This window comes from Maricaulis sp. (assembly GCF_017643475.1).
Lineage (GTDB): Bacteria > Pseudomonadota > Alphaproteobacteria > Caulobacterales > Maricaulaceae > Maricaulis.
The window spans coordinates 793908-814750 of the sequence record NZ_JAEPNI010000002.1 but is presented as its reverse complement, the minus strand read 5'-3'; the positions used below and the strand labels follow the sequence as shown (position 1 = coordinate 814750).

25 protein-coding genes and 1 other RNA gene are annotated in these 20843 nt (G+C 60.7%); 17 read left to right on the top strand and 9 right to left on the bottom strand.

The genetic code is table 11. The features are described 5' to 3' along the window. Nucleotides 1–55: 55 nt before the first annotated feature. Nucleotides 56–664 carry a c-type cytochrome gene (locus tag JJ889_RS11290; protein WP_291895125.1) on the bottom strand — a complete coding sequence of 203 codons (609 nt, stop codon included), beginning with the start codon at nucleotides 662–664 and terminating at the stop codon, nucleotides 56–58. Between the two features lie 265 nt (nucleotides 665–929). Here JJ889_RS11290 and JJ889_RS11285 point away from each other — a divergent pair, with 265 nt between their 5' ends. The 4 genes from JJ889_RS11285 (at nucleotide 930) to JJ889_RS11270 (ending at nucleotide 3756) form a co-directional block, all read left to right on the top strand. Further along, nucleotides 930–1442 (top strand): porin family protein, encoded by a 513-nt coding sequence (locus tag JJ889_RS11285; RefSeq protein ID WP_291895123.1) that lies wholly within the window; start codon nucleotides 930–932, stop codon nucleotides 1440–1442. A gap of 191 nt (nucleotides 1443–1633) precedes the next feature. After that, complete coding sequence (locus tag JJ889_RS11280) at nucleotides 1634–2143, top strand: outer membrane beta-barrel protein (protein ID WP_291895121.1); 510 nt, start codon at nucleotides 1634–1636, stop codon at nucleotides 2141–2143. A gap of 231 nt (nucleotides 2144–2374) precedes the next feature. After that, nucleotides 2375–2884 (top strand): porin family protein, encoded by a 510-nt coding sequence (locus JJ889_RS11275; RefSeq protein WP_291895119.1) that lies wholly within the window; start codon nucleotides 2375–2377, stop codon nucleotides 2882–2884. Between the two features lie 299 nt (nucleotides 2885–3183). Beyond that, on the top strand, nucleotides 3184–3756 hold the full coding sequence (locus JJ889_RS11270; protein ID WP_291895117.1) for a carboxymuconolactone decarboxylase family protein: 573 nt from the start codon (nucleotides 3184–3186) through the stop codon (nucleotides 3754–3756). A gap of 51 nt (nucleotides 3757–3807) precedes the next feature. Here JJ889_RS11270 and nudC read toward each other — a convergent pair whose 3' ends face one another. Continuing rightward, nucleotides 3808–4701 (bottom strand): NAD(+) diphosphatase, encoded by an 894-nt coding sequence (nudC, locus tag JJ889_RS11265; RefSeq protein ID WP_291895115.1) that lies wholly within the window; start codon nucleotides 4699–4701, stop codon nucleotides 3808–3810. 128 nt (nucleotides 4702–4829) lie between these two features. Between nudC and JJ889_RS11260 the strand changes: the two genes are divergently transcribed. From JJ889_RS11260 to JJ889_RS11235, 6 genes are all read left to right on the top strand, one after another. Further along, nucleotides 4830–5057, top strand: coding sequence for a hypothetical protein (locus JJ889_RS11260; RefSeq protein WP_291895113.1), 228 nt, complete (start codon nucleotides 4830–4832; stop codon nucleotides 5055–5057). Between the two features lie 44 nt (nucleotides 5058–5101). Continuing rightward, nucleotides 5102–5200, top strand: an RNA gene (gene ffs, locus JJ889_RS11255) — signal recognition particle sRNA small type. A 31-nt stretch (nucleotides 5201–5231) separates the two neighbouring features. Then, on the top strand, nucleotides 5232–6998 hold the full coding sequence (locus JJ889_RS11250; RefSeq protein WP_291895110.1) for a DNA polymerase III subunit gamma/tau: 1767 nt from the start codon (nucleotides 5232–5234) through the stop codon (nucleotides 6996–6998). Continuing rightward, a complete protein-coding gene (locus tag JJ889_RS11245) occupies nucleotides 6995–7318 on the top strand; it encodes a YbaB/EbfC family nucleoid-associated protein (protein WP_291895108.1) in 324 nt (107 codons plus the stop codon). The genes JJ889_RS11250 and JJ889_RS11245 overlap by 4 nt, the downstream gene beginning before the upstream one ends. A 9-nt stretch (nucleotides 7319–7327) precedes the next feature. After that, nucleotides 7328–7933 carry a recombination mediator RecR gene (recR, locus tag JJ889_RS11240; RefSeq protein ID WP_291895106.1) on the top strand — a complete coding sequence of 202 codons (606 nt, stop codon included), beginning with the start codon at nucleotides 7328–7330 and terminating at the stop codon, nucleotides 7931–7933. Between the two features lie 62 nt (nucleotides 7934–7995). Next, complete coding sequence (locus JJ889_RS11235; RefSeq protein ID WP_291895104.1) at nucleotides 7996–8718, top strand: queuosine precursor transporter; 723 nt, start codon at nucleotides 7996–7998, stop codon at nucleotides 8716–8718. Here the strand turns inward: JJ889_RS11235 and JJ889_RS11230 are convergent. The 3 genes from JJ889_RS11230 to JJ889_RS11220 form a co-directional block, all read right to left on the bottom strand. After that, nucleotides 8715–9845: a PQQ-dependent sugar dehydrogenase gene (locus JJ889_RS11230; protein WP_291895102.1), complete on the bottom strand. Its 1131-nt coding sequence runs from the start codon at nucleotides 9843–9845 to the stop codon at nucleotides 8715–8717. The two genes, JJ889_RS11235 and JJ889_RS11230, sit on opposite strands and share 4 nt — an antisense overlap. A 66-nt stretch (nucleotides 9846–9911) precedes the next feature. Then, nucleotides 9912–11030 carry a GNAT family N-acetyltransferase gene (locus JJ889_RS11225; RefSeq protein WP_291895100.1) on the bottom strand — a complete coding sequence of 373 codons (1119 nt, stop codon included), beginning with the start codon at nucleotides 11028–11030 and terminating at the stop codon, nucleotides 9912–9914. Nucleotides 11031–11091: 61 nt separating this feature from the next. Beyond that, entirely contained in the window at nucleotides 11092–11757 is a 666-nt protein-coding gene (locus tag JJ889_RS11220; protein ID WP_291895098.1) for a class I SAM-dependent methyltransferase, read from the bottom strand. A 143-nt stretch (nucleotides 11758–11900) separates the two neighbouring features. Here JJ889_RS11220 and rmuC point away from each other — a divergent pair, with 143 nt between their 5' ends. The 4 genes from rmuC to JJ889_RS11200 all read left to right on the top strand — a co-directional run bounded on the left by rmuC (nucleotide 11901) and on the right by JJ889_RS11200 (nucleotide 14750). Further along, complete coding sequence (gene rmuC / locus JJ889_RS11215) at nucleotides 11901–13343, top strand: DNA recombination protein RmuC (RefSeq protein ID WP_291895096.1); 1443 nt, start codon at nucleotides 11901–11903, stop codon at nucleotides 13341–13343. A gap of 62 nt (nucleotides 13344–13405) precedes the next feature. After that, complete coding sequence (gene def, locus JJ889_RS11210) at nucleotides 13406–13930, top strand: peptide deformylase (protein ID WP_291895095.1); 525 nt, start codon at nucleotides 13406–13408, stop codon at nucleotides 13928–13930. Between the two features lie 131 nt (nucleotides 13931–14061). After that, complete coding sequence (locus JJ889_RS11205) at nucleotides 14062–14526, top strand: hypothetical protein (RefSeq protein ID WP_291895094.1); 465 nt, start codon at nucleotides 14062–14064, stop codon at nucleotides 14524–14526. Continuing rightward, nucleotides 14523–14750 (top strand): helix-turn-helix transcriptional regulator, encoded by a 228-nt coding sequence (locus JJ889_RS11200; RefSeq protein ID WP_291895093.1) that lies wholly within the window; start codon nucleotides 14523–14525, stop codon nucleotides 14748–14750. Before JJ889_RS11205 ends, JJ889_RS11200 begins: the two co-directional genes overlap by 4 nt. Here the strand turns inward: JJ889_RS11200 and JJ889_RS11195 are convergent. Both JJ889_RS11195 and JJ889_RS11190 read right to left on the bottom strand, forming a co-directional pair. Continuing rightward, nucleotides 14747–15721: a glutathione S-transferase family protein gene (locus tag JJ889_RS11195; RefSeq protein WP_291895091.1), complete on the bottom strand. Its 975-nt coding sequence runs from the start codon at nucleotides 15719–15721 to the stop codon at nucleotides 14747–14749. The two genes, JJ889_RS11200 and JJ889_RS11195, sit on opposite strands and share 4 nt — an antisense overlap. 28 nt (nucleotides 15722–15749) lie before the next feature. Further along, entirely contained in the window at nucleotides 15750–16601 is an 852-nt protein-coding gene (locus JJ889_RS11190) for a pirin family protein (RefSeq protein WP_291895089.1), read from the bottom strand. A gap of 154 nt (nucleotides 16602–16755) precedes the next feature. Between JJ889_RS11190 and JJ889_RS11185 the strand changes: the two genes are divergently transcribed. The 3 genes from JJ889_RS11185 to truA are packed head-to-tail and all read left to right on the top strand — an operon-like array spanning nucleotide 16756 to nucleotide 19073. Beyond that, complete coding sequence (locus tag JJ889_RS11185; protein WP_291895086.1) at nucleotides 16756–17334, top strand: hypothetical protein; 579 nt, start codon at nucleotides 16756–16758, stop codon at nucleotides 17332–17334. Nucleotides 17335–17385: 51 nt separating this feature from the next. Further along, nucleotides 17386–18318, top strand: coding sequence for a methionyl-tRNA formyltransferase (fmt, locus tag JJ889_RS11180; protein WP_291895085.1), 933 nt, complete (start codon nucleotides 17386–17388; stop codon nucleotides 18316–18318). Next, a complete protein-coding gene (truA, locus tag JJ889_RS11175) occupies nucleotides 18318–19073 on the top strand; it encodes a tRNA pseudouridine(38-40) synthase TruA (protein WP_291895083.1) in 756 nt (251 codons plus the stop codon). Before fmt ends, truA begins: the two co-directional genes overlap by 1 nt. Here the strand turns inward: truA and JJ889_RS11170 are convergent. Continuing rightward, the gene (locus JJ889_RS11170; protein WP_291895080.1) at nucleotides 19070–19636 is read right to left on the bottom strand and encodes a hypothetical protein; all 567 of its coding nucleotides are present in this window, start codon (nucleotides 19634–19636) and stop codon (nucleotides 19070–19072) included. The two genes, truA and JJ889_RS11170, sit on opposite strands and share 4 nt — an antisense overlap. After that, complete coding sequence (dapE, locus tag JJ889_RS11165; protein WP_291895078.1) at nucleotides 19633–20796, bottom strand: succinyl-diaminopimelate desuccinylase; 1164 nt, start codon at nucleotides 20794–20796, stop codon at nucleotides 19633–19635. Before dapE ends, JJ889_RS11170 begins: the two co-directional genes overlap by 4 nt. Nucleotides 20797–20843: the final 47 nt, after the last annotated feature.

Sequence of the window (20843 nt, the reverse complement as noted above, 5' to 3'; positions counted from 1 at the left end):
AGAAAAAACCCCGCTGTTTCCAGCGGGGTTCTTTTTGAACAGGGTGCGGGGAGTGCTACTCCTCGCCAGCCTCTTCGGCTGCGGCGTCTTCAGCAGGCGCTTCTGCGGGCAGCGGGGCCGGCAGCGGCTGCGGGTTGTTCGACTGAGCGCGCAGATAGGCGATCAGGTCGATACGATGTCCCTCATTGCCGAGGCCATTGAAGTTCATCGCCGTGCCCGGCGCGTAACCGCGCGGGTTCTCGATGAAGAGATTGAGGTTCTCATAGCTCCACTCACCCGCCGGCAGGGCGCCGGAGTAGGAGAAGCCGGCTCTTGCGGCAACGGCGTTGCCCACGATGTCGTAGAGGTTCGGGCCTTGAACAGACGCGCCACCTTCTTCAATCGTATGGCAACCGGCACAGCGGCGGAACTGGCGTTCGCCATTGGTCAGGTCTGCGGCGGCCAGCAGCAGGCCGTAATCGACCGGGCCGGATTCCTCGACAACAGCTTCGCCGCCGCCTTCGCCTTCGATGGCCGCCCAGTCGACCGGATAGGCGACGTGTTCCTCGTCGAGCGTTACCGCGTGCGACGGGATGAGAATGTGGCCGAGTTCCTTGATTACGATAACGATCAGCACACCGCCGATCAGTACGCCCGCAACCTTGTTCCAGAAGAGATCGCCCATGGACGCCCCCAATTGATTAGACAGCTGAAATTTGCCCGTGTTTGACATGCACTGAGCAGGGAAGCAACAGGCTAGCGCGTTCAACTGCATGCGTTATGTAGCCGCGCCCTGAATTCGGTCGGTGTCATGGGCTTGAGAACGCAACTGCAGAATTTTCGCAGTGGCCCTCTTGCACCTGCTCGCGGTCTATCCCAAATACCCGTCATTCGGCGGCGCACCTCCCCCCAAGCTGCCGTGAATGTTTCGAAATAACAGGTAATTACCAATGGTACGTTCAATCGTAGCAGCGTCTCTGGCTGCACTCTCTTTCGCGTCGGTTTCCCAGGCGCAGGACTTCACCTTCTCCGGCGGCTATGACCGCGCCGACTTCGACGGCGTCGAGTTTGATACTGTCGTTCTGCGTGGCCGTTACATGTTCAACGAGCGCTTCGGTGCGGAAGGCCAGCTGAATTTCGGCGTCAATGACGAATCTATCGATTTCGGTGTTGTGACCGCTGATATCAGCCTCGATTATGGCGTTGGCGCATTCGCTTTTGCCAATCTCTACACCAATGAGGGCCTGAACCTTTTCGGCCGTCTGGGTTATGTCCACGCCGAGCTGGAAGCAGATGCCGCCGGCATCACCGTGTCTGAAGATGACGGAGCTTTTGCAGCTGGCGTTGGTGCCGAGTTCTTCTTTGATGATCGCAATGGCGTACGTTTCGACTACACCTGGGCGGACTATGAAGACAGCGCGAACTTCTACGGTATTTCCTACGTTCGTCGTTTCGGCGGCTAGGCCGAATTCATTTGTACGCGTACCTGCAGGCCGTACCCAGCTGGGTGCGGCCTGTAGCATATTTGCAACTAATAGTTGGTAAAGTGATCAGCCTGCCGGAAAAGCATTGCGCACACGCAAGCGCGCGGGCAGGTTCCGCCCAGCACTCGGGGGATGAGTGCCCGTTTATCTAGTAAGTTGCGAGAAAACTAATGCTTCGTTCTATTGTTGCTGCGTCAGCAGCTGTTGTAGCCCTGTCTGCTGGTGCCTTTGCTCAGGACAGCACTATCTCTGTGGGTGTCGAGCGTGCCGACTTTGACGGTCTGTCGCTGGACTCTGTTGCCTTCCGCGGTGCTCACTTCTTCAATGAGACTTTTGGCGTTGAAGGCCAGCTGAATATCGGTGTTGGTGACGACACCGTGCGTTTCCTCGGCACCGATGTTGACGTGTCGCAGAACTGGGGTGCTGGCGTTTTTGCAGTTGCGCGCACCGGTGGCGAAGGTTTCAACCTGCTCGGACGTCTCGGCTATGTCCATACTGACATCGAAGCTGATGTTGCTGGCTTTTCCGAAAGCGAAGATGATGGCGCGCTGGCTGCTGGCGTTGCCGCCGAGTGGTATCTCGACGAGCGCAATGGCGTGCGCCTCGACTACACCTATGCCGACTTTGATGACAGCGTCAGCATTTTCGGCATTTCCTACGTTCGCCGCCTCGGTGGCTAAACGTTTGACCATCCGGTCTGGAAAGGGCGGTCCCGTCGGGGCCGCTCTTTTTGTTTGCGCAGGTGGTCGCCCAGGCATTTCGCGTTTGCGGGGAGCGTGTTCATCCAGCGCTCATCTACCTAGCGGAAACGTAATGCAGATGAACCGAAAAGCCGTTGCGATGCAGAGGATTAGTCGTCAGATTGGCCGGGTAAGAGCGAGGGACTTTCTTACACAGGCGAGTAGCTAAACATGTCGCGTACCCTTTTTGCCGCCAGCGCTGCCCTGCTGGCACTTTCCGCGTCGTCCTCTGCCCAGGAGTTCAACTTCTCCGGTGGTTACGAGCGGTTTGATTTCGAGACCGCAGACTTCGATACCATCGTTCTGCGCGGCGGCTATTTCTTCAACGAGAATTTCGGCGTCGAAGGACAGCTGAATTTCGGTTTCGATGATGACACCGTCACGATTGCCAACACACCGGTGAATGTCGAGTTCAATTACGGGGTTGGCGCCTTTGCTGTCGCCCGCACCGGGACTGACGGTTTCAATGTCTTTGGCCGCGTCGGTTACTACCACTCGGAAGTCGAGGCCAATCTGGCCGGGTTCAATGCGTCCGGTGACGACGGCGCGCTGGCCGCGGGCGTGGGTGCCGAGTTCGATTTTGACGATCGCAACTCCATCCGTCTGGACTATACTTATATCGACTATGACGACAGCGCGAACGTGCTGGGTCTGACCTATGTTCGCCGGTTTGGCGGCTAGGCCTTCAGGTCATACGTGTTATCGACCGGAGCTCTCCTCATGCGGGGGCTCCGGTTTTCTTTTTCATTTGCTGGAGGACTCGGAGCCGGGTTGTGGTTGTGTTATGGTTGCGTAGCGGAACATGTTGGCCTTCCCTCCCAAACAACCTGCCCCGCAAAAGCGTAGCCTGAGTGAGTTGCCGTTAAGTTCGGCAATGGCTGTTCGCCCTGCCGACGCGGTATCCCCCCTGAGCCCGTGCGCCACCCCGGCGCCTCGTTCAGGCGGATTATCCGCTTGTTGATACAGGAAAGGGCGAAAACTTGACCAAATTCACCATCTTCGACGACACCAACGCGCCGGCAGAAGCCAAGGCAACACTGCGTTCGGTGAAGTCCAAATACGGCTTCATCCCGAATCTAATGGGTGAGCTTGCGGCCTCCCCGTCCGCGCTTGAAGCCTACACCACCCTGTCGGCGGTCTACGGCCAGACCAGCCTGACGCCGATCGAGCAACAGGTTGTCCTGCTGACGACCAGCTACGAGAACAACTGTGATTACTGCATGGCTGCACACTCGACCGTGTCGCTGAGCGTGGGACTGGATCGGGAGATCCTTCTGGCCATCCGCGAAGGCCGTGAAATCGAGGAAGACAGGCGCCTGGAGGCGCTGCGCCGTTTCACCATCGCTGTCGTGCGCCAGCGCGGCCTGGTGGAGAACTCCGATGTCGAGACCTTCATGGAGGCCGGCTTTACCAAGGCCAATATTCTCGACGTGGTCACGGGCGTGACACTGAAGACGCTATCCAACTACACCAACCATATCGCGGAAACGAAGCTGGATGACGCGTTCGAGGCCATGAAATGGTCCAAGCCGATCCTGCAGCACGCAGACTAGTTCCTCCTCCCTCCGCCTCAGGGGCCGGTTCGTCGGCCCCTTTTTGTTGGGCTAGACCTTCTCCGCTGCCCACAGCTCCACAAGTCGCCGCGCGATGGCGATGGACGGCGGCAGGGCTGCGTGCGGGTGTTTGCCGTCAAGCATGGCGATGACATCGGCGCGGCTGAACCAGCGCGCCGCTTCCAGCTCCTCGGTATCGACAGTCAGATCCGGGCTTGTTGCCGGGGCCAGCAGGCCAACCATCAATGAGGAGGGGAAAGGCCAGGGCTGGCACAGGATATAGCGCGTCGCGGCAATATCGACAGCCAGGCCCGCCTCTTCCGAGAGTTCCCGGGCACAGGCTTCTTCCAGCGTCTCGGCCGGCTCAACAAAACCTGCCAGGGCAGACCAGACACCCGGCGGCCAGCTAGCTTGCCGGCCGAGCAGGACCTTGTCCTCATGCTGGGCCAGCATGATCACGACGGGGTCCACACGCGGGAAATACTCGGTCTCGCAGGAGGGGCAAACGCGTTTTGCGCCGCCCGCTGCCATGTTCGTCGGACTTCCACAGCGTGCACAGAATTGATGCCGGTAATGCCAGTCCAGCACGGATTTCGCCTGCGCGTAGATCGCCGCGTCTTGATGCGGGATTTGCATGGCTGCCGCGCGGGCAGGAATGTGTTGCCCGCTCATCGGACCCGGCAGGGCAAACAGGGGTTGGCCGTTCAGCTGGCCGAGGAAAATCCGACCCGGATCCTGTTTGGCCGCATGATCGAGCGGGTGCCAGATCAGCCCGTCATCATCGACTTCGGGATCTCCCTGGTGGAGGTGAAGAATACGCGCCTCCGGTTTCTCGGCTTCAGCCGCCAGCAAGACCTCGTCCCGGCGCAGGACTTCGCAACGGTCGAGCGGGGAGCCGGCGAAAACCATGCCTCCGGCACTTCCAAGCAGGGATCGGTCGTTCATGGCATCTCCTCGTTCGGGCGCAATGTGGGGTGGAGCAGCGAGATTTTCCACCATTGCTTTCACTGGACCGGCAAGAAAGATCTTGCTTTTGAGAATGAGTCGCAACAATCTGGTGCTGGAGGTGACAGATGAACATCGCGAACTATTCCTGCCCGAACATGACCCCCGCCGCGACCCGGACCGAACACGCCGTTCGCGATTGGTTGGCAACCCAGATCAATGTCCTGGCCTATTGGCGTGAACTGCTGCTGGCGACGGGCGATGAGACGGGTCTCGTCGAGCTGCTGGATGATCATGAGGCCTTCCTGCGAGGCGCGGCTGCAGCGAGTGAAGCCCTCCCGGTCAGTCATCAGTGATGCAGCCCCTTGCGGTCCAGGCTCTGGCGCGCGATATAGGGGGTGGAAGATCGGCGGTGGACGAGCGCCTCGCCAACCCGGTCAGGTCCGGAAGGAAGCAGCCGTAACGAGTTTCCGTTCGGGTCGCTGTCCGGTCTTCCACCTCTAATTCGTTCCTCCAGCCCAAGAGATCGCATGGACGATACGCTGCTCCAGAATGACGACGCCGGAGCGGCGGAGGAAGCTCTCATGCCGGGGCTCGACCTACCTGCGGCAGAGGCTGATGCCAGCTATCAGGTGCTGGCACGCAAGTACCGACCCGACACATTCGAGGACCTGATAGGCCAGGAGGCCATGGTTCGTACGCTCACCAATGCGTTTGCGGCGGGCCGGATCGCTCACGCCTATATGCTGACCGGGGTGCGCGGGGTGGGCAAGACCACCACGGCGCGTCTGATCGCACGGGCCCTGAACTACACGACGGACGAGATCGATGCTCCGCACATGGAGCTCAAGCAGCGCGGTGTGCATTGCGATGCCATTGCGCGCTCGGCTCATGTCGATGTGATGGAAATGGACGCCGCCTCGCGCACGGGTGTCGGCGATATCCGCGAGATCCTGGAAGGTGTGCGTTACGCGCCGGTGTCGGGCCGCTACAAGGTCTACATCATCGACGAGGTCCACATGCTGTCGACCTCCGCCTTCAACGCCCTGCTTAAGACGCTGGAAGAACCGCCTTCGCACGCCAAGTTCATCTTTGCGACGACCGAGATCCGCAAGGTGCCGGTGACTGTGTTGTCGCGCTGCCAGCGTTTTGACCTCAAGCGTATTGATCGCGAGGTTCTCACCGATCATCTCGATCGTATCTGCGGTCTGGAGCATGCTTCGGTCGATCGCGACGGTCTCTCGCTGATCGCCCGCGCGGCCGAAGGCTCGGTGCGTGACGCGCTCTCCCTGCTGGACCAGGCCATAGTCCAGGGCGGTGACCAGGATGCGCCGGTCGGTGCCGAGGATGTTCGCAACATGCTCGGTCTGGCAGACCGAGCTCGCGTGCTGGATCTGCTGGAACATGCGCTGAGCGGGCGCACATCGGACGCGCTCGACGAGCTGGCCTCGCTGTATGATGCCGGTGGCGATCCGATCGTCATCACGCGCGATCTGCTGGACTATGTGCACTCGCTTTCCCGGGTTAAGGCCGTTGGCAAATCCGCGGACCTGGGCGAGGCCGCCGAGACGATCGAGCGTCTCGCAAACCTGTCCGAACGCATGACGCTGGGCCAGCTGACGCGATATTGGCGCATTCTGCTGACGGCGCTGGATGATATTCGCCAGGCTCCCGATGCATTGTCTGCTGCCGAGATGACGCTGTTGCGTCTGATCTCTGCCGCGATGTTGCCCCCGCCGGAGGATGCCGCGCGATTGCTGGCGTCGACACCGCCCGCTACGGTGCCGCCGGAGGCGCCGGGAAAGCCTGAGGCGAGACCGGCGCCATCCCAACCGGTCGCCCAGGCAAGCCCGGTCGCTTCGGAACCATCTGCCGGAAACGGTCCGCATGATTTCGAGGAATTGATCGCCCTGCTTCAGGCCAAGCGCGATATCGGGCTGCAGTCTGACGTGGAGCGATTTGTCCGTCCGGTCGCTGTGCAAGCCTGTGCCTTCACCTTCCAGCCCGTCGAAGAAGCGCCCACCGATCTCGCCCAGCGGCTGGCCAAACGTTTGCTGGAGTGGACGGGTGATCGCTGGGCCATTCTCGCAGACCCTGGGCAGGAGGGCGGAGAGACCTGGGCCGAGCGCAAGCTTCGTCTCAAGCAGGAACGGGTAGATGCGGCGCATCGCGATCCGGCGGTCGTTGAGGCGATGGAACTTTTCCCGGGTGCGGAACTGGTGAAAATCCGGGATCCGAAACCGGTCGAATCCGGCGATGATGCCGAACAGATTGAAAGTACGGAGAACCGAGCGTGAAAGACCTGATGGGACTGATGAAACAGGCTCAGGCCATGCAAGAGAAGATGGCTGAGGCCCAGGCTGCGCTCGACGAGGCCCTTGTCACGGGTGAGGCGGGCGGCGGCATGGTCGCGGTCACGCTGACGGCCAAGGGCGATATGAAGGCCCTGCGCATTGATCCGACCATGATTGATCCGTCCGAGCCTGAAATACTGGAAGACCTGGTCCTGGCGGCCCATAACGAGGCGCGCCGCAAGGCGGAAGACAAGCAGAAAGAGCTCATGCAGGACGCGACCGCTGGGCTGCAATTGCCACCGGGCATGTCCCTGCCGTTCTAGGAATTACCCATGCGTACTGCCTCAGCCGGTCCCGAGATCGAGCGACTGATCAATCTCCTGTCCAAAATGCCAGGCCTGGGCCCGCGTTCCGCGCGGCGCGCGGCCCTGCACTTGCTGGGGCGCCGGGATGCGTTGATGCGTCCGTTGGCCGACGCGCTGGCCGACGCCGCGGACAAGATCTCGGCCTGCAGTGAATGTGGAAACATGGATGTCAGCGATCCCTGTGCGGTCTGTTCGGCCCCCAATCGAGCCGAAAACGCAATCTGTGTGGTCGAGACAGTCGGCGATCTGTGGGCGCTGGAGCGGGCTGGCGCTTTCAAGGGACGGTACCATGTGCTGGGTGGCGTGTTGTCGGCGCTGGACGGTGTGCGCCCGGAAGATCTCAATATCGCCAAGCTGATCGAACGCGCCGAGCGTTCCGAAGTCACCGAAATCGTGCTGGCGCTCAATGCGACCGTCGACGGGCAGACTACCGCGCACTACCTGGCAGATCGGCTGGACGCTGCCGGTGTCCAGGTAACGTCGCTGGCGCGAGGCGTGCCTGTAGGCGGCGAACTGGACTATCTGGACGACGGCACACTCGCAGCCGCTTTCAAGAGCCGGTCCACGGTCTGAATCATCCGATAGGAATCACGTTAGTTCTCAACTCGACGTTTCGGCGCTGAGTGAGGCCCCGCGTGAGCAATCCTCTCGATCCAAAGACGACGCGGGAACTTGCCGTCAATCGCAAGGACTTCGTACTCTTCTTCTGCATCGGCCTGTTCATGGTCTCCCTGGTCCTGGCCGCGATCACCGCCGTTAAGATCCAGAGCTTCCATTTCGGCCCCCTTGTCGTGCTGGTCCCGGCGGGCTCGGTTGCCTTCGGCCTGACCTATCTGGAGACGGATGTTATCTCGGAAGTCTGGGGCAGGTCATTCGCCCTGATGACGGTCTATGCAGGCCTCGTCATGCGCTTTGTGATGTTCATCCTGATCGGCTACGCACTGGGCGGGGAGGATGTCTTTCCCTTTATAGGCATCGCCGATAGCTGGGCGCCGGAACGCGATGCCGCGTTTGAAAGCGTGCTGGGGGCGTCGATGCGGATCAATCTGGCAGGTGTTGTGGCCTTTGGCCTGAGTGCCCTGTCAGGTGTCTTTATCTTCCATCACCTCAAGCATCGCGAGAAAGGCAAGAACCGCCTTTGGCTGCGCAATAACATTTCCACGACTGTCTCGCAGGTCCTCGACTCGATCGTGTTCGTCACGGTCGCGTTCGGCGGAACCATGCCCTTGGCCGCCGTGGCCAGTATCGTTCTTGGTCAGGTCCTGGTGAAGGTCTCGGTGGCCTTTCTGGACACACCCGTTGTCTACCTGCTCCGGAACATAGCGACGGATCGCAAGCTGTTCGATTTCCGCGGCTAGTTGACCACTGGTTCCAGTCGCAGGATGCGCCCGTCCAGATCATCAACGGCCAGATAGACATAACCGTCGACGCCTATGGCCACATCGCGGAGACGCTGTCCCAGGTCCGACAGCATGCGTTCCTCAGTCAGCACAGAGTCATTGTCGACCTCGTAGCGAAGCAGTGTGGAACCAGCGAGTGTCGCTACCAGCAGATCGCCTTCCCAGCCCGGGAATTGATCGCCGGAATAGAAGGCCATGCCGGACGGTGCGAGTGATGGCGTCCATTGCCAGACCGGGCTTGTAAAGCCAGGGCCTTCGCTCTCCTCGGAGATAATCGAACCATCATAGTCGATGCCGTAGGTGACCAGCGGCCAGCCGTAATTGTCGCCCGGTCGGATGATATTGATCTCGTCACCGCCGCGCGGCCCGTGTTCATGCGCCCAGGCGCGGCGGGTTTCCGGGTGGATGGCGATGCCCTGCACATTGCGGTGGCCGTAGGAGTAAATCTCGGGCTGGGCTGCGGCCGTCGTCGCGAACGGATTGTCGAAGGGTACGCTGCCATCATCATTGACGCGCACGATCGTACCGATGTGGTTCTCCAGGTTCTGGGACTCATTCATGTGCATGTAGCCATCACCCGTGGTCAGCAGCACGGACAGATCGTCCATAAACTGGACCCGGCCGCCGAAATGATAACCGCGCCGTTTCTCGAAATTCACATCGAAGATGGTCTCGACCGCTTCCAGCGTGCTCATGTCCTCGGACAGGCGGCCGCGGGCCAGCGAGGTGCGGTTGGCGCGTTCGGTCCCTTTTGAATAGGCAAAATAGACGAGGCGGTTCTGGTCAAAATCCGGGTGGATCGCGACGCCCAACAAACCGCCCTGTCCGCTGACCAGGATATCATCCGGCAGGCCACGGATCGCGGTGACTTCACCGGAGGTGACATTGACATGGTTGAGCCGGCCTTCGCGCTCGGTCACCAGGAGATTGCCCGCGTCCAGCGGTGCGATGGACCAGGGGAATTCCAGACCAGTCGCGACTTCAACGACCGAAAAATCTGCAACTTCGGATTCGACCAGAACCGGCTGGGCATGAGCCTGGGTGCCGAGAGTGGCCAGAACGAGACAAGCAGTGGCGATGCGCATGAAAAACTCCCTGGATGCTGACCAGAAAATAGGTCTGCTTTGCAAGAGAGAAAAGGGGGCAATGGCCTAAAGGCTGAACGCGCTCGCGAAGGAGTTAATTCGTGATGAGAATTGTGTTTCAAATGCACTGATCTGGGCCCAGCGACGCCGTGCGCGGCAGGGGACCTGCGCGATCTTGCTCGGCAGTATCGAGGCCGCTGTCTCTGCGTATTCCCATCCCCGAATGCCCAGTGCTGCCAACCCCGGGCGCAGGAAGCGACCGCTGTCCAGTGCGACTTCGTAACTGGCATAATACTTCTTGTAGTGCGCGCCACCGCGACCCAGATCGATGCGTTGCAGCCCACGATCCTGTGCCTGTTCGAACAGGCCGTGCAGCAGCAGGAGGCCGGGCGAGTATTTGGCAAGGTCCGGATCATAGGCCGGGAACCAGGAGTGATAGATGTCCGCGCCCACCAGTCCGAACTCGACGGCGGCCAGGCGATCACCGAACCAGAGTGAGGCCGTCAGGCCGGAAAATTCCTGGCCTTCGCGGCGACGCAGATCGTCCAGCACACGGCGCACCCAGGGAATGCCCATCACATCCAGCTTGCCGGTTTCGGTGTATTGGCGACGCTTCCAGTCCACCAGCGCGGCAAAGGCTTCGCCGGACGCATCGCCCAGCTCTACACGGACCGGGCCGAAATCGCGCTCTGCAGCACGCTGCCGGCGGGCAGATTTCTTGAAATGGTCCTTGAAGGCCGTCTTGCGCTGCGCGAAATAGCTGTCCGCGCCTTCGCCCAGATCGGCGATCACGGAACCATCGCGTTCACGCAGACCACCCGGATGGCCACCCATCGGACAGTACCAGTTGTCATAGACCAGGGCGGAACAGCCGGCAGCCTTTGCGACCAGATCCAGCGAGAGGCGGGAATAATCGCCAGCAATCACACCCTGGTAGTCGCTCATCGGCGCACCGATCGGACGGGCAATCCCGTCCTTGGGCATATGGTGTGGGAAATAGGCGAGGATTTCCTCACCATCGCGAATAATGCCGACCCGCACATCGTCACGCGCCCAGGAAACGATTTCCGCGAACTCGAACCGGAAGTAAGGGCTCGCGAGCGTGCCATTCGGAGCCGCCCAGCGGTTCCATTGCACGATCTGCTCGGTCGTGATGTCCTTGATTGATACGTTTTCGACGTGCATGGACAGGCTCCCAATTCACCTGCAGGGGGGGGAATGCAAGTCGGGGGCCGGATTGTCCGTTTCAGAAACGGGCTATGAAAATAATTGCGCCATCCTGGCTGATCCCGTCCTGTTCGATCTGCGCGAGCACCGGTGGCAAGGCAGACTGAGCCTCGTCGGACTGCGCCTTCTTGCGGTGATGATCAATCATCTCGTCCAGCTTGTCGTCCGGGATGGGATCCGGCTTGAGCAAGTGTATGAATTGCGGCGTGAAAGCGACATCATCCGGCATGGCCGCAAGGAAGTCCTGGGCGCTGTAGCAATTGTGATGGCTCTCGCCCGCCGCGCGGTCGATCGCCTTCATCCATTCATCCAGTGCCCGGGCCGAGCGCTGCGAGGGAATGCTGTCATCATACCAGGGGTCGAGAATGGCGATGCCACGTGTAGCGACCCGGCAGGCCTCGCGTAGATGTCCGGCGAGATCACGGAAATGATGAGCGCTGAATTCGCTGCAGACGAGATCGAAGGACTGGTCCTCGACCGGCAGATCGCTGGCCCGTCCGGTCTTCACAAAGGGGTTGGTGGCATGAGCGTAGGGCGAGGTGTCGATGCCGGTCGCATTGATATCCTGTTCGCGCAATTCACGGACCCAGCGGCCGGATCCACAACCCACGTCCAGAATGCTGCGCGGATGGAATTCGTGCACCAGCTGGTGAAACACCGATTTGTAGAATGCCTGTGGGCGCATGCGGGATCCCCTGGGCCAGACTGATCAGACATCCCAGCATCTGCGCTGGGCTGTTCGTGTGCAAGGGTTTTCATGTGGGGTGACAGGTTTTGTCTGGTCGGGCGTGTTAGGGTCAGGCCAGTTCAACGATTCGGATGTTCGACATGGATTCGCTTCTCCTGATGGGTACCACGGCAGCCGCTGCTCTTCTCGCCGGCGCAGGTCTGGGTTTTGTCCTCGCGCGCCGCGGGCCGAGCGCAAAACTGGCCGCGCTCGAGAGTGAGATCAGCGAGACTCGCGAGCGTGTTCACACCGCTGAAACAGCCCGTGTGGCGGCCGAGACCTCCGGTGAAGCCAGCGCCGAGCGTGTCAGCGAACTGGAAGCCCAGTTGCTGCGCGAACGTGATGCCGCTGTTGAGCGTCTCACCGGGGTCCAGGAGGAAAAGCTGCGTCTGTCGGAAACGCTTGCTGCATTGCAGTCGGAACAGAAGGCAGAGCGCGAACACCAGCAGGCGCGCCTGGCCGAGCTCAAGGCCGCGCGCGAGGAGATGAACCAGGCGTTCAAGCTGACCGCGAACGAGATCCTGAAAAGTTCCGGGCAGGAGCTGAACAAACAGGGCGCGGAAGGCATGCAGCGCCTGCTGACGCCGTTGCGGGAACAGCTCGGAAAGTTGGAAAGCCAGGTCAACAAGGATGCCGAGACCCGGTCCGGTCAGACCAGCAAGATCGAGGCGGTGATGCAGACCCTGCACAATGACGCCAAGCGCATGTCCGAAGAGGCGCAGAACCTGACAAAGGCACTGAGCTCATCCTCCAAGGTCCAGGGTGACTGGGGCGAGCTGGTGCTGGCCCGGATCCTGGAACAGGCCGGGTTGCGCGAGGGGCATGAGTTTTTCACCCAGGAGACCAAGTCCACCGAGGATGGTCGTCGCCTGCGTCCGGACGTCGTCGTCGAGATGCCGGGCCAGCAGCGTCTGGTCATCGACTCCAAGGTTTCGCTCAAGGATTTCGAGCGAGCGGTGAATGCCGATGATGATGCGGAACGTGGCGCGGCGGTAAAAGCGCACATCAATTCCGTGCGCACCCATATCAAGTCGCTGGGCGAGAAGAATTATGATGCCCTTTATGAAGGGGTGAACTTCACCGTGATGTTCATTCCGCTGGAGGGCGCAGCCTCCCTGGCCCTGCAGAACGACACCGAGCTGTCGAGTGATGCCTTCTCCCGCGGGGTGATGATCGCTACGCCGACGACGCTGATGATGGCCATGCGCACGGTCCAGAACCTGTGGACGATTGATCGCCAGAACCAGAATGCCCGCGCCATCGCCGAGCGGGCCGGAGCGCTCTACGACAAGTTCAACGGCTTCGTGGAGGACCTGGAGAAGGTGGGCGTGCAGATTGATCGTGCGCACCAGAGCTGGGGCGAGGCGAAATCGAAACTGGTTTCTGGTCGCGGCAATGTCATCCGCCAGGCGGAAATGCTCAAGAAGCTCGGTGCCCAGACCAAGAAATCCCTGCCGGACGAACTGCTTGCTACCGCAGAGGGCGGAGCCGATCTGCCGGCTATCGAACACGAACCGGCGCGCCTCGAAGACGACACGGCCTGAGCCGTCGTCCCCAGCCGCGTCATCTTCTTGATCGGTTAAGCTTGCAGGCTTATCTAACGGCTATGGCTATTCGTGAAATCCTGACGGTCCCGAACCCGATCCTCAAAGAGATCTCCCAACCTGTCGACAAGGTGGATGACGAGATCCGTGCGCTCATGGATGACATGCTGGAGACGATGTACGAGGCCGATGGTATCGGTCTTGCCGCGATCCAGGTTGGCGTGCCCAAGCGCATCATCGTGATGGATCTGTCCGGACCGGAGGAAAAGGCCGAGGCGAAGTTCTTCGTCAATCCCGTGCTGTCCGACCCGTCCGGTGAGAAGCGTCCCTATGACGAGGGCTGTCTTTCCGTGCCGGGTTACTACGAGACAATCGAGCGGCCAGACCGTATCAAGATCACCTATCTCGATTATGACGGCAACGAGGTGGAGGAGATCGCGGAAGGCATGTTCGCGACCTGTATCCAGCACGAGATGGATCATCTGGAAGGTGTTCTCTTCATTGATTACCTCTCCCGACTCAAGCGTCAGCGCGCGGTCCAGAAGGTCAGGAAGTACGAGAAGGAAAAGGGTCGCGACGCGGCCTGATCTCACGATCCAGTTGAGCATCAAAACCCGCCGCGGCCTGGCCCGGCGGGTTTTTCCTGTATGTAACCTTGACTGCCCATTATGTAACGTTTGCGTATCATGTAGCGTTTGAGTTACACGAGGATATGGTAATGGACACGATCAACAAGCTAATCCGGCAACGCGATATGACGCTGTCGCTGGCAGCACTGTCCTTTGTTGTCTGGCAGGGTGGGCAGCTGGCCGAGGATCTGGTGGTCGAACGCGGGTGGGGCGGCGATGAGCCGAACCTGGTCATCGTGTTCTCTGTTCTGATCGGCGCGATCGGCTGGGCCCTCGCAAGCTTCATGTTCCTTGTCTATGCAGGGCGCGTTTCCAAGGCGAAGGTCCAGTCCGTGCTCCAGGACGAGTTGTTCGACCAGCACAAACGCATCGCCCTGCGGATCGGCTATATGGCGTTGATTGGCGCAATCGCAGCTTTGCTCGCAGTGGACATGTTCGTGACGTTCTCGGCGGAAATTGCCATCCGGGCCCTGCTGATTGTCGGCATTTCCGTGCCGCTGATCACCTTTGTCCTGCTCAGCATGGGCGGGGATGATGACGGTGACGCGGAATGAAGGTCAGCGAACTGGGCAATCGCATCAAGGCACGGCGCGCTGAGCAGGGCATGACCCAGGCTCAGCTTGCCGAAGCTGTTGGCGTGACACGCAAGACGATCAATACGGTAGAGAACCGGATCTTTGTGCCCTCGACCATTCTCGCTCTGAAAATGGCCGAGGCGCTGGGCGCCTCGGTGGATGAGCTTTTCTTCCTGGAAGAGGAGGCCGCTGGCGGGGACTAGCCCCGCCCGTGCGGCTGCATGAAGTCGATCACCGGACCGGCCGGCACGATGCGCGTGGGATTGATGGTGTCGTGGCTGGCGTAATAATGCGCCTTGGCATGGTCCGGGTTGAAGGTAGCAGCGATGCCCGGCGTCTGGTACAGGTCACGTGTATAAGCCCACAGGTTCGGATAGTCCGAAATGCGGCGCAGATTGCATTTGAAATGCCCGAAATAGACCATGTCGAAGCGCAGAAGTGTCGGCAGCGTCCGCCAGTCCGCTTCGGTCGGTGTGTCACCGGTCAGATAGCGCTGGCGGGAGAGAATGTCCTCCAGCCAATCGAGCGTCTCAAACAGTGGGATGACGGCCTCTTCATAGGCGTCCTGGTTCGTGGCAAAACCTGAGCGGTAAACGCCATTGTTCAGCGTGTCGTAGACGCGAGCATTGATGGCATCGATCTCTGCACGTTTGTCAGCGGGATAATAGTCACCCGGGCTGGCGCCCACACCGTCAAAGGCAGAGTTGAACATGCGGATGATTTCCGAACTCTCGTTTGAAACGATGTGGTTGGTACGTTTGTCCCACAGCACCGGCACTGTCACTCGCCCGGAATAGTCCGGCTCGGACTGCAGATAGACCTCGTACATGAAGTTCTTGGCAAAGAGGTCATCGCCGACGATCCCGTCCTTGTCCTCGGCAAAGGTCCAGCCATTCTCGGCCATGAACCAGTGTACAACCGAGACAGAGATCATATCCTCGAGCCCCTTCAGGGCACGGTAGATCAGAGTCCGGTGCGCCCACGGGCAGGCGTAGGACACATAAAGATGATAGCGCCCGGGCTCGGCCCGGAAGCCACCGCGACCGGTTGGCCCGGCTTCCCCGTCAGGGGTGATCCAGTTGCGCAACTGGGCTTCGGACCGCACGAAGCGTCCCTTCGAGGCCTTGGTGTCATACCATTTGTCTTGCCACTTCCCGTCTACGAGCAGGCCCATGCCTCTTCTCCTGAAACTTGCCTAGGGGCTAGAAGCGGCCCGCCTGGAAATCGGTGACGGCCTGTTGCAGTTCCGCCTGGGTGTTCATGACGAAGGGGCCGTACCGCGCGACCGGTTCGCCGATCGGCTTGCCGGCAACGATCAGCAGGCTGGCGCCATCCGGACCGGCGACAAGGTCGAGCTGATCGCCCTTGCCCAACACGGCCAGGGCCGGTGTGGAGACTTCGGTATCGACAGCCGTCACCCGGCCACGATAAACGGCGATGAAGCCGTTCAGCTCGGCGGGCACCGCCTCAACGAAACGGGCACCAGGCTGCAGGGTGATGTCGAGCAAAAGCGGATCGATTGCCGCGCTGCGTGCCGGACCGCGAAGGCCGCTGGCCAGCTCGCCTGCCAGAACCCGGACAGAGGCGCCATCGCGTTCATCAACCGGGATTTCTTCGCGCGGAAACTCCTGATAGCCCGGATCTGTCATCTTGAGATGGCTGGGCAGGTTCACCCAAAGCTGGAATCCCCACATGCGGCCATCAGTCTGCTCAGGGATTTCCGAGTGCACGATGCCGCGTCCTGCGGTCATCCACTGGATGCCGCCGTTTTCGATGACCCCGGAGTGACCCTTGTTGTCACCATGGCGCATCTTGCCCTCGATCATGATGGTGACAGTTTCGAAACCGCGATGGGGGTGTTCCGGAAAGCCGGCGATATAGTCATCGGCATTGTCGGAGCTGAAATAGTCGAGCATCAGGAAGGGATCGAGCTGCATCAGGCCCTGATGGCCGAGCAGGCGAGTGAGCTTCACGCCGGCGCCGTCGGACGTGGGGATGCCGCGATGAACATGATCAATCGGTCGTGATTTGAGTGCGTTGGCTGTATCGGTCATACCAAGCTCCTGTCGTTTCGACACAGATAGCGCCTCGGCGCGCACAGACTATCCGGTGATCTGGAAATGTATTTATTCCAACCTGGAAGGAGTGCTGGTGTAAGTTGACCTTTGCCTGTTTCACGTCAGTGTATGCGGGCTTGGGAGGGCGAAAATGCTGATTATTCGTGGTCTGGGCGCACTGTGTGCGGCCGGCATGCTTGTATCCTGTACTGCTGAAACTCCGCCGGGTGCGGAGCTGATTGCACGCATGAATGCGTTGTGCGGCAAGGCTTTTGCAGGTGAAATCACCAGTGATGATCCACGTGATGCCGACTGGGCGTCGGAACGCCTGGTCATTCACTTCCGCGATTGTTCGCCGAGCGAGGTACGCGCGCCGTTCCATGTTGGCGATGACCACAGCCGCACATTCGTGATTACCCAGATCGATCATGGTTTGCGCTTCAAGCACGATCATCGGCATGAGGATGGTACCGAGGACGCGTTGTCCCAGTACGGTGGCGACACGCTCGAGAAACCCTATGGTCTGCGCGCCGAGTTTCCGGCCGATGATTTCTCTCGTCAGATGTTCGAGGAACAGGGCTATCTCGCCTCCATCGACAATATCTGGTCGATCGAGGTCACGGACGAGACTTTCACCTACGGGCTGGACCGCCCCAATCGACATTTTGAAGTCACGTTCGACCTGACCGAGGAAGTCGAGCTGCCGCCGCCAGCCTGGGGCAGCGAATAAGCCTGTCCGCAGGCTTGACGAGACCCCGTTTTGCGCGCTCTAAGCCGCGTCATGACACTTCGCATTGCTTTCATGGGCACGCCGGACTTCGCTGCGCGCTCTCTCGCTGAAATCGCCGCTTCCGGGCACGAGATCGCTCGCGTCTATACCCAGCCACCGCGTCGCCGTGGTCGCGGGCAGTCCGAACAGAAAACGCCGGTGCATCAGCTGGCCGAGATTCTGGGCATTCCCGTCGAGACGCCGGCCAGTTTCCGGGACCCCGAGGTGATTGCCGGTTTCCGCGCGCTGGATGTCGATGTGGCGGCCGTGGTCGCTTATGGCCAGATCCTGCCCCAGGACGCGCTGGACGCGCCGGAATATGGATGCCTGAACCTGCACGCCAGCCTGTTGCCGCGCTGGCGGGGGGCGGCGCCGATCCAGCGCGCCATTATGGCGGGGGACACAACGACCGGTGTGCAGATCCAGCAGATGGAAGCGGGCCTTGATACCGGTCCGATCCTGTTGTCCGAAGTGGTTCCCATCAAATCCGAGGATACGGCGGCGAGCCTGCATGACCGACTGATGGAGGCCGGTGCCCTGATGTGGCCACGCACGCTCTCGGCGCTGGAACGCGGTTCGCTGGAAGCGGTGCCGCAGCCCGAAGACGGCGTGACCTATGCGCACAAGATTTCCTCCGAGGTGGCGCGTATCGACTGGACCCGGCCCGCAGCGGAGCTGGCCAATCATATCCGCGGCCTCTCGCCTTTCCCGGGAGCGTGGTTCCAGCTGGCCAGCGAGAAGGGTCCGGTGCGGGTGAAAGTCCTGCTGGCCGAGACGGTTTCCGCAGAGGGTGGGGCAGGAACCGCCCTCGACGACACGCTGACTATTGCCTGTGGCGATGGCGCTGTGCGCCTGATCAAGCTGCAACGCGAGGGCAAGGGCGCGATGAAGGCCGAGGACTTCCTGCGGGGCACGTCAATCCCGGCCGGAACGGTGCTGGGCTGATGCCGCGTTACAAGCTGACGATCGAATATGATGGCGGGCCGTTTTCCGGATGGCAGCGGCAGGACAATGCCCCCTCGATCCAGGAAGAGCTCGAGAAGGCCGCCGCGCGGCTCGACCAGGCCGAAGTGACTGTCCAGGGCGCGGGACGCACCGATAGTGGTGTGCACGCGCTGGGGCAGGTCGCGCATATCGACCTCGCCAAGGACCTGGCCGAAGACAAGGTCCGTGACGCGCTCAACTATCACCTCAAACCCAACCCGATTGCGGTGCTCGACGCTGAACGGGTGGAGGATGACTTCCATGCGCGGTTCTCGGCCACCCAGCGACACTATCTCTATCGCATCATCGATCGCCGTGTACCGCTGACGCTGGATCGTGGTCAGGTCTGGCGGGTGCCGCGGGCGCTGGACGCCGACGCCATGCACCAGGCCGCGCAATTCCTGGTCGGGACACATGACTTCACCACTTTCCGCGATGCCCAGTGCCAGGCCGACAGCCCGGTCAAGTCGATCGATCGTGTCGCCGTCGCCCGTTATGGCGAGGAAGTCCAGCTGACCATCGAGGCGCGTTCCTTCCTGCATCGCCAGGTGCGCTCGATCACGGGGTCACTGGTGGAGGTCGGTGTCGGCAAGTGGACGCCGAAGGATTTCAAGTCCGCCCTGGACGCAGCTGATCGCAGCCGCTGCGGCCCGGTTGCACCACCGGATGGCCTGTATCTGACAGCAGTGGACTATCCCGGAAAGTCAGGCGCCTAGGATGCCGGCAGAAAGGCCTGGTAGACCAGAACCTGGGAGATGAAGCCCATCACCAGTGGCACCGCTGTGGCAAAGGCCGAGGTGATGGTCGGCAGACCCAGGCTGACATAGGCAATCCTCCAGTGAGCGAGAAAGCGCAGATAGCTGTAGAGAAACATCACGAAGACGAAGAAGTCCTGGCTCATCAAGCCGGCGGTGCGCATCAGCGAAACCAGGGCCAGGAACATCCACAGCCAGACGACGCCCCAATTGTGCAGGATCACCCAGGGTACGAAACGGTCTTTCACACCCAACACCACGGCAACAATCGCTGCGGCCCCCGGGAACAAGACCCAGGAGACGCCGAACAGGATGAAGCGGTGGACCAGCGAGATCTGGCTGCCCGCATCGACGCTGCCGACATGGATGAAGATCAGGCAAATCGTGGCCGGAATGATCGCTGCGAATGAGTGCCAGAACCCTTTCATGCTGACATCAAACTCGGCCTCCCAGCCGGGTTTGAAGGTCAGCGCCTTGAGGGCGCCGTCAAGAGCGAGATAGGCCTCTGCGATCAGGCGGATCATGCAGGCGTGTCCGTGAAATAGCGATCCAGGATGCGGGTATAGATGCGGGTCAGGCTTTCAATATCACTAACAGACACGCGCTCGTCGACCTGGTGCATTGTCGCGCCGACAAGGCCGAACTCGGCAACCGGTCCGTAAAGCTGGATAAAGCGGGCGTCTGACGTGCCTCCGCCGGTTGTCAGCGAGGGGCGGCGATCTGTTTCAGCCTCGACACAATCCTGAAGCAGGGTAGTGAATTCCCCGGCCGGGGTCAGGAAGGCTTCGCCGGTGACGTGGATTCTGGCGTCGATCGAGCCGTCGAAATCGAGATCGACCAGCGCTACCTCGTCCCGGATCCAGCGGCTGAGCTCATCGCCGGTATGCTTGATGTTGAAACGGATGTTGAAATTCGCCCGTGCCTCGGCCGGGATCACATTCGTTGTCGGGTTTCCCACATCGATCGTCGTAACTTCCAGATTGGAAGGCTGGAAGGGGTGATGGCCTTCATCCAGTGTGCGCGCGAGCAGTTTGTTGATCACCGCCATCAAGGGCGGGATCGGGTTCTCGGCACGCTCGGGATAGGCGACATGGCCCTGGCGCCCGCGCGAGATCAGGGTGCAGTTGAGACTGCCCCGGCGGCCGGACTTGATGGTCTCACCCAGCTGGTGCGGGTTGGTTGGTTCGCCCACCAGGCAGTGGTTGAACGTCTCACCTTCCTCGGCCAGGGCCTGCAGGACCTTCTTGGTTCCATTTATGGCCTGACCTTCCTCGTCACCCGTGATGAGATAGGCGATCGAGCCCCGCAATTCACCGGTTTGGAGATGGCGCGACGTCGCAGCGACCATGGCAGCCAGCGCGCCCTTCATGTCGGCGGCACCACGCCCCCACAGGACCCCGTCATCGGTCTCGGCCTCGAAAGGCGGCTTTGTCCAGGCCTCTTCGTCGCCCGGCGGTACGACGTCGGTGTGACCTGCGAACATGAAGCACGGCTCGGCCGAACCCAGGCGCGCATAGAGATTGTCGACATCCTCGAAACGATAACGCCGACAGGAAAAGCCGAGCTCTTCCAGGGCCTGTTGCATGACATCAAGCGCGCCGGCATCAACCGGGGTGATCGACGGGCGCTGGATCAGTCTTTGGGCGAGCCCGAGGGGATTGGAATGGCCTGTTTTCGTGTCCATACAACGAACATAACCGGTTTGTTCGTGCGGACCAGAATGAGGATGCA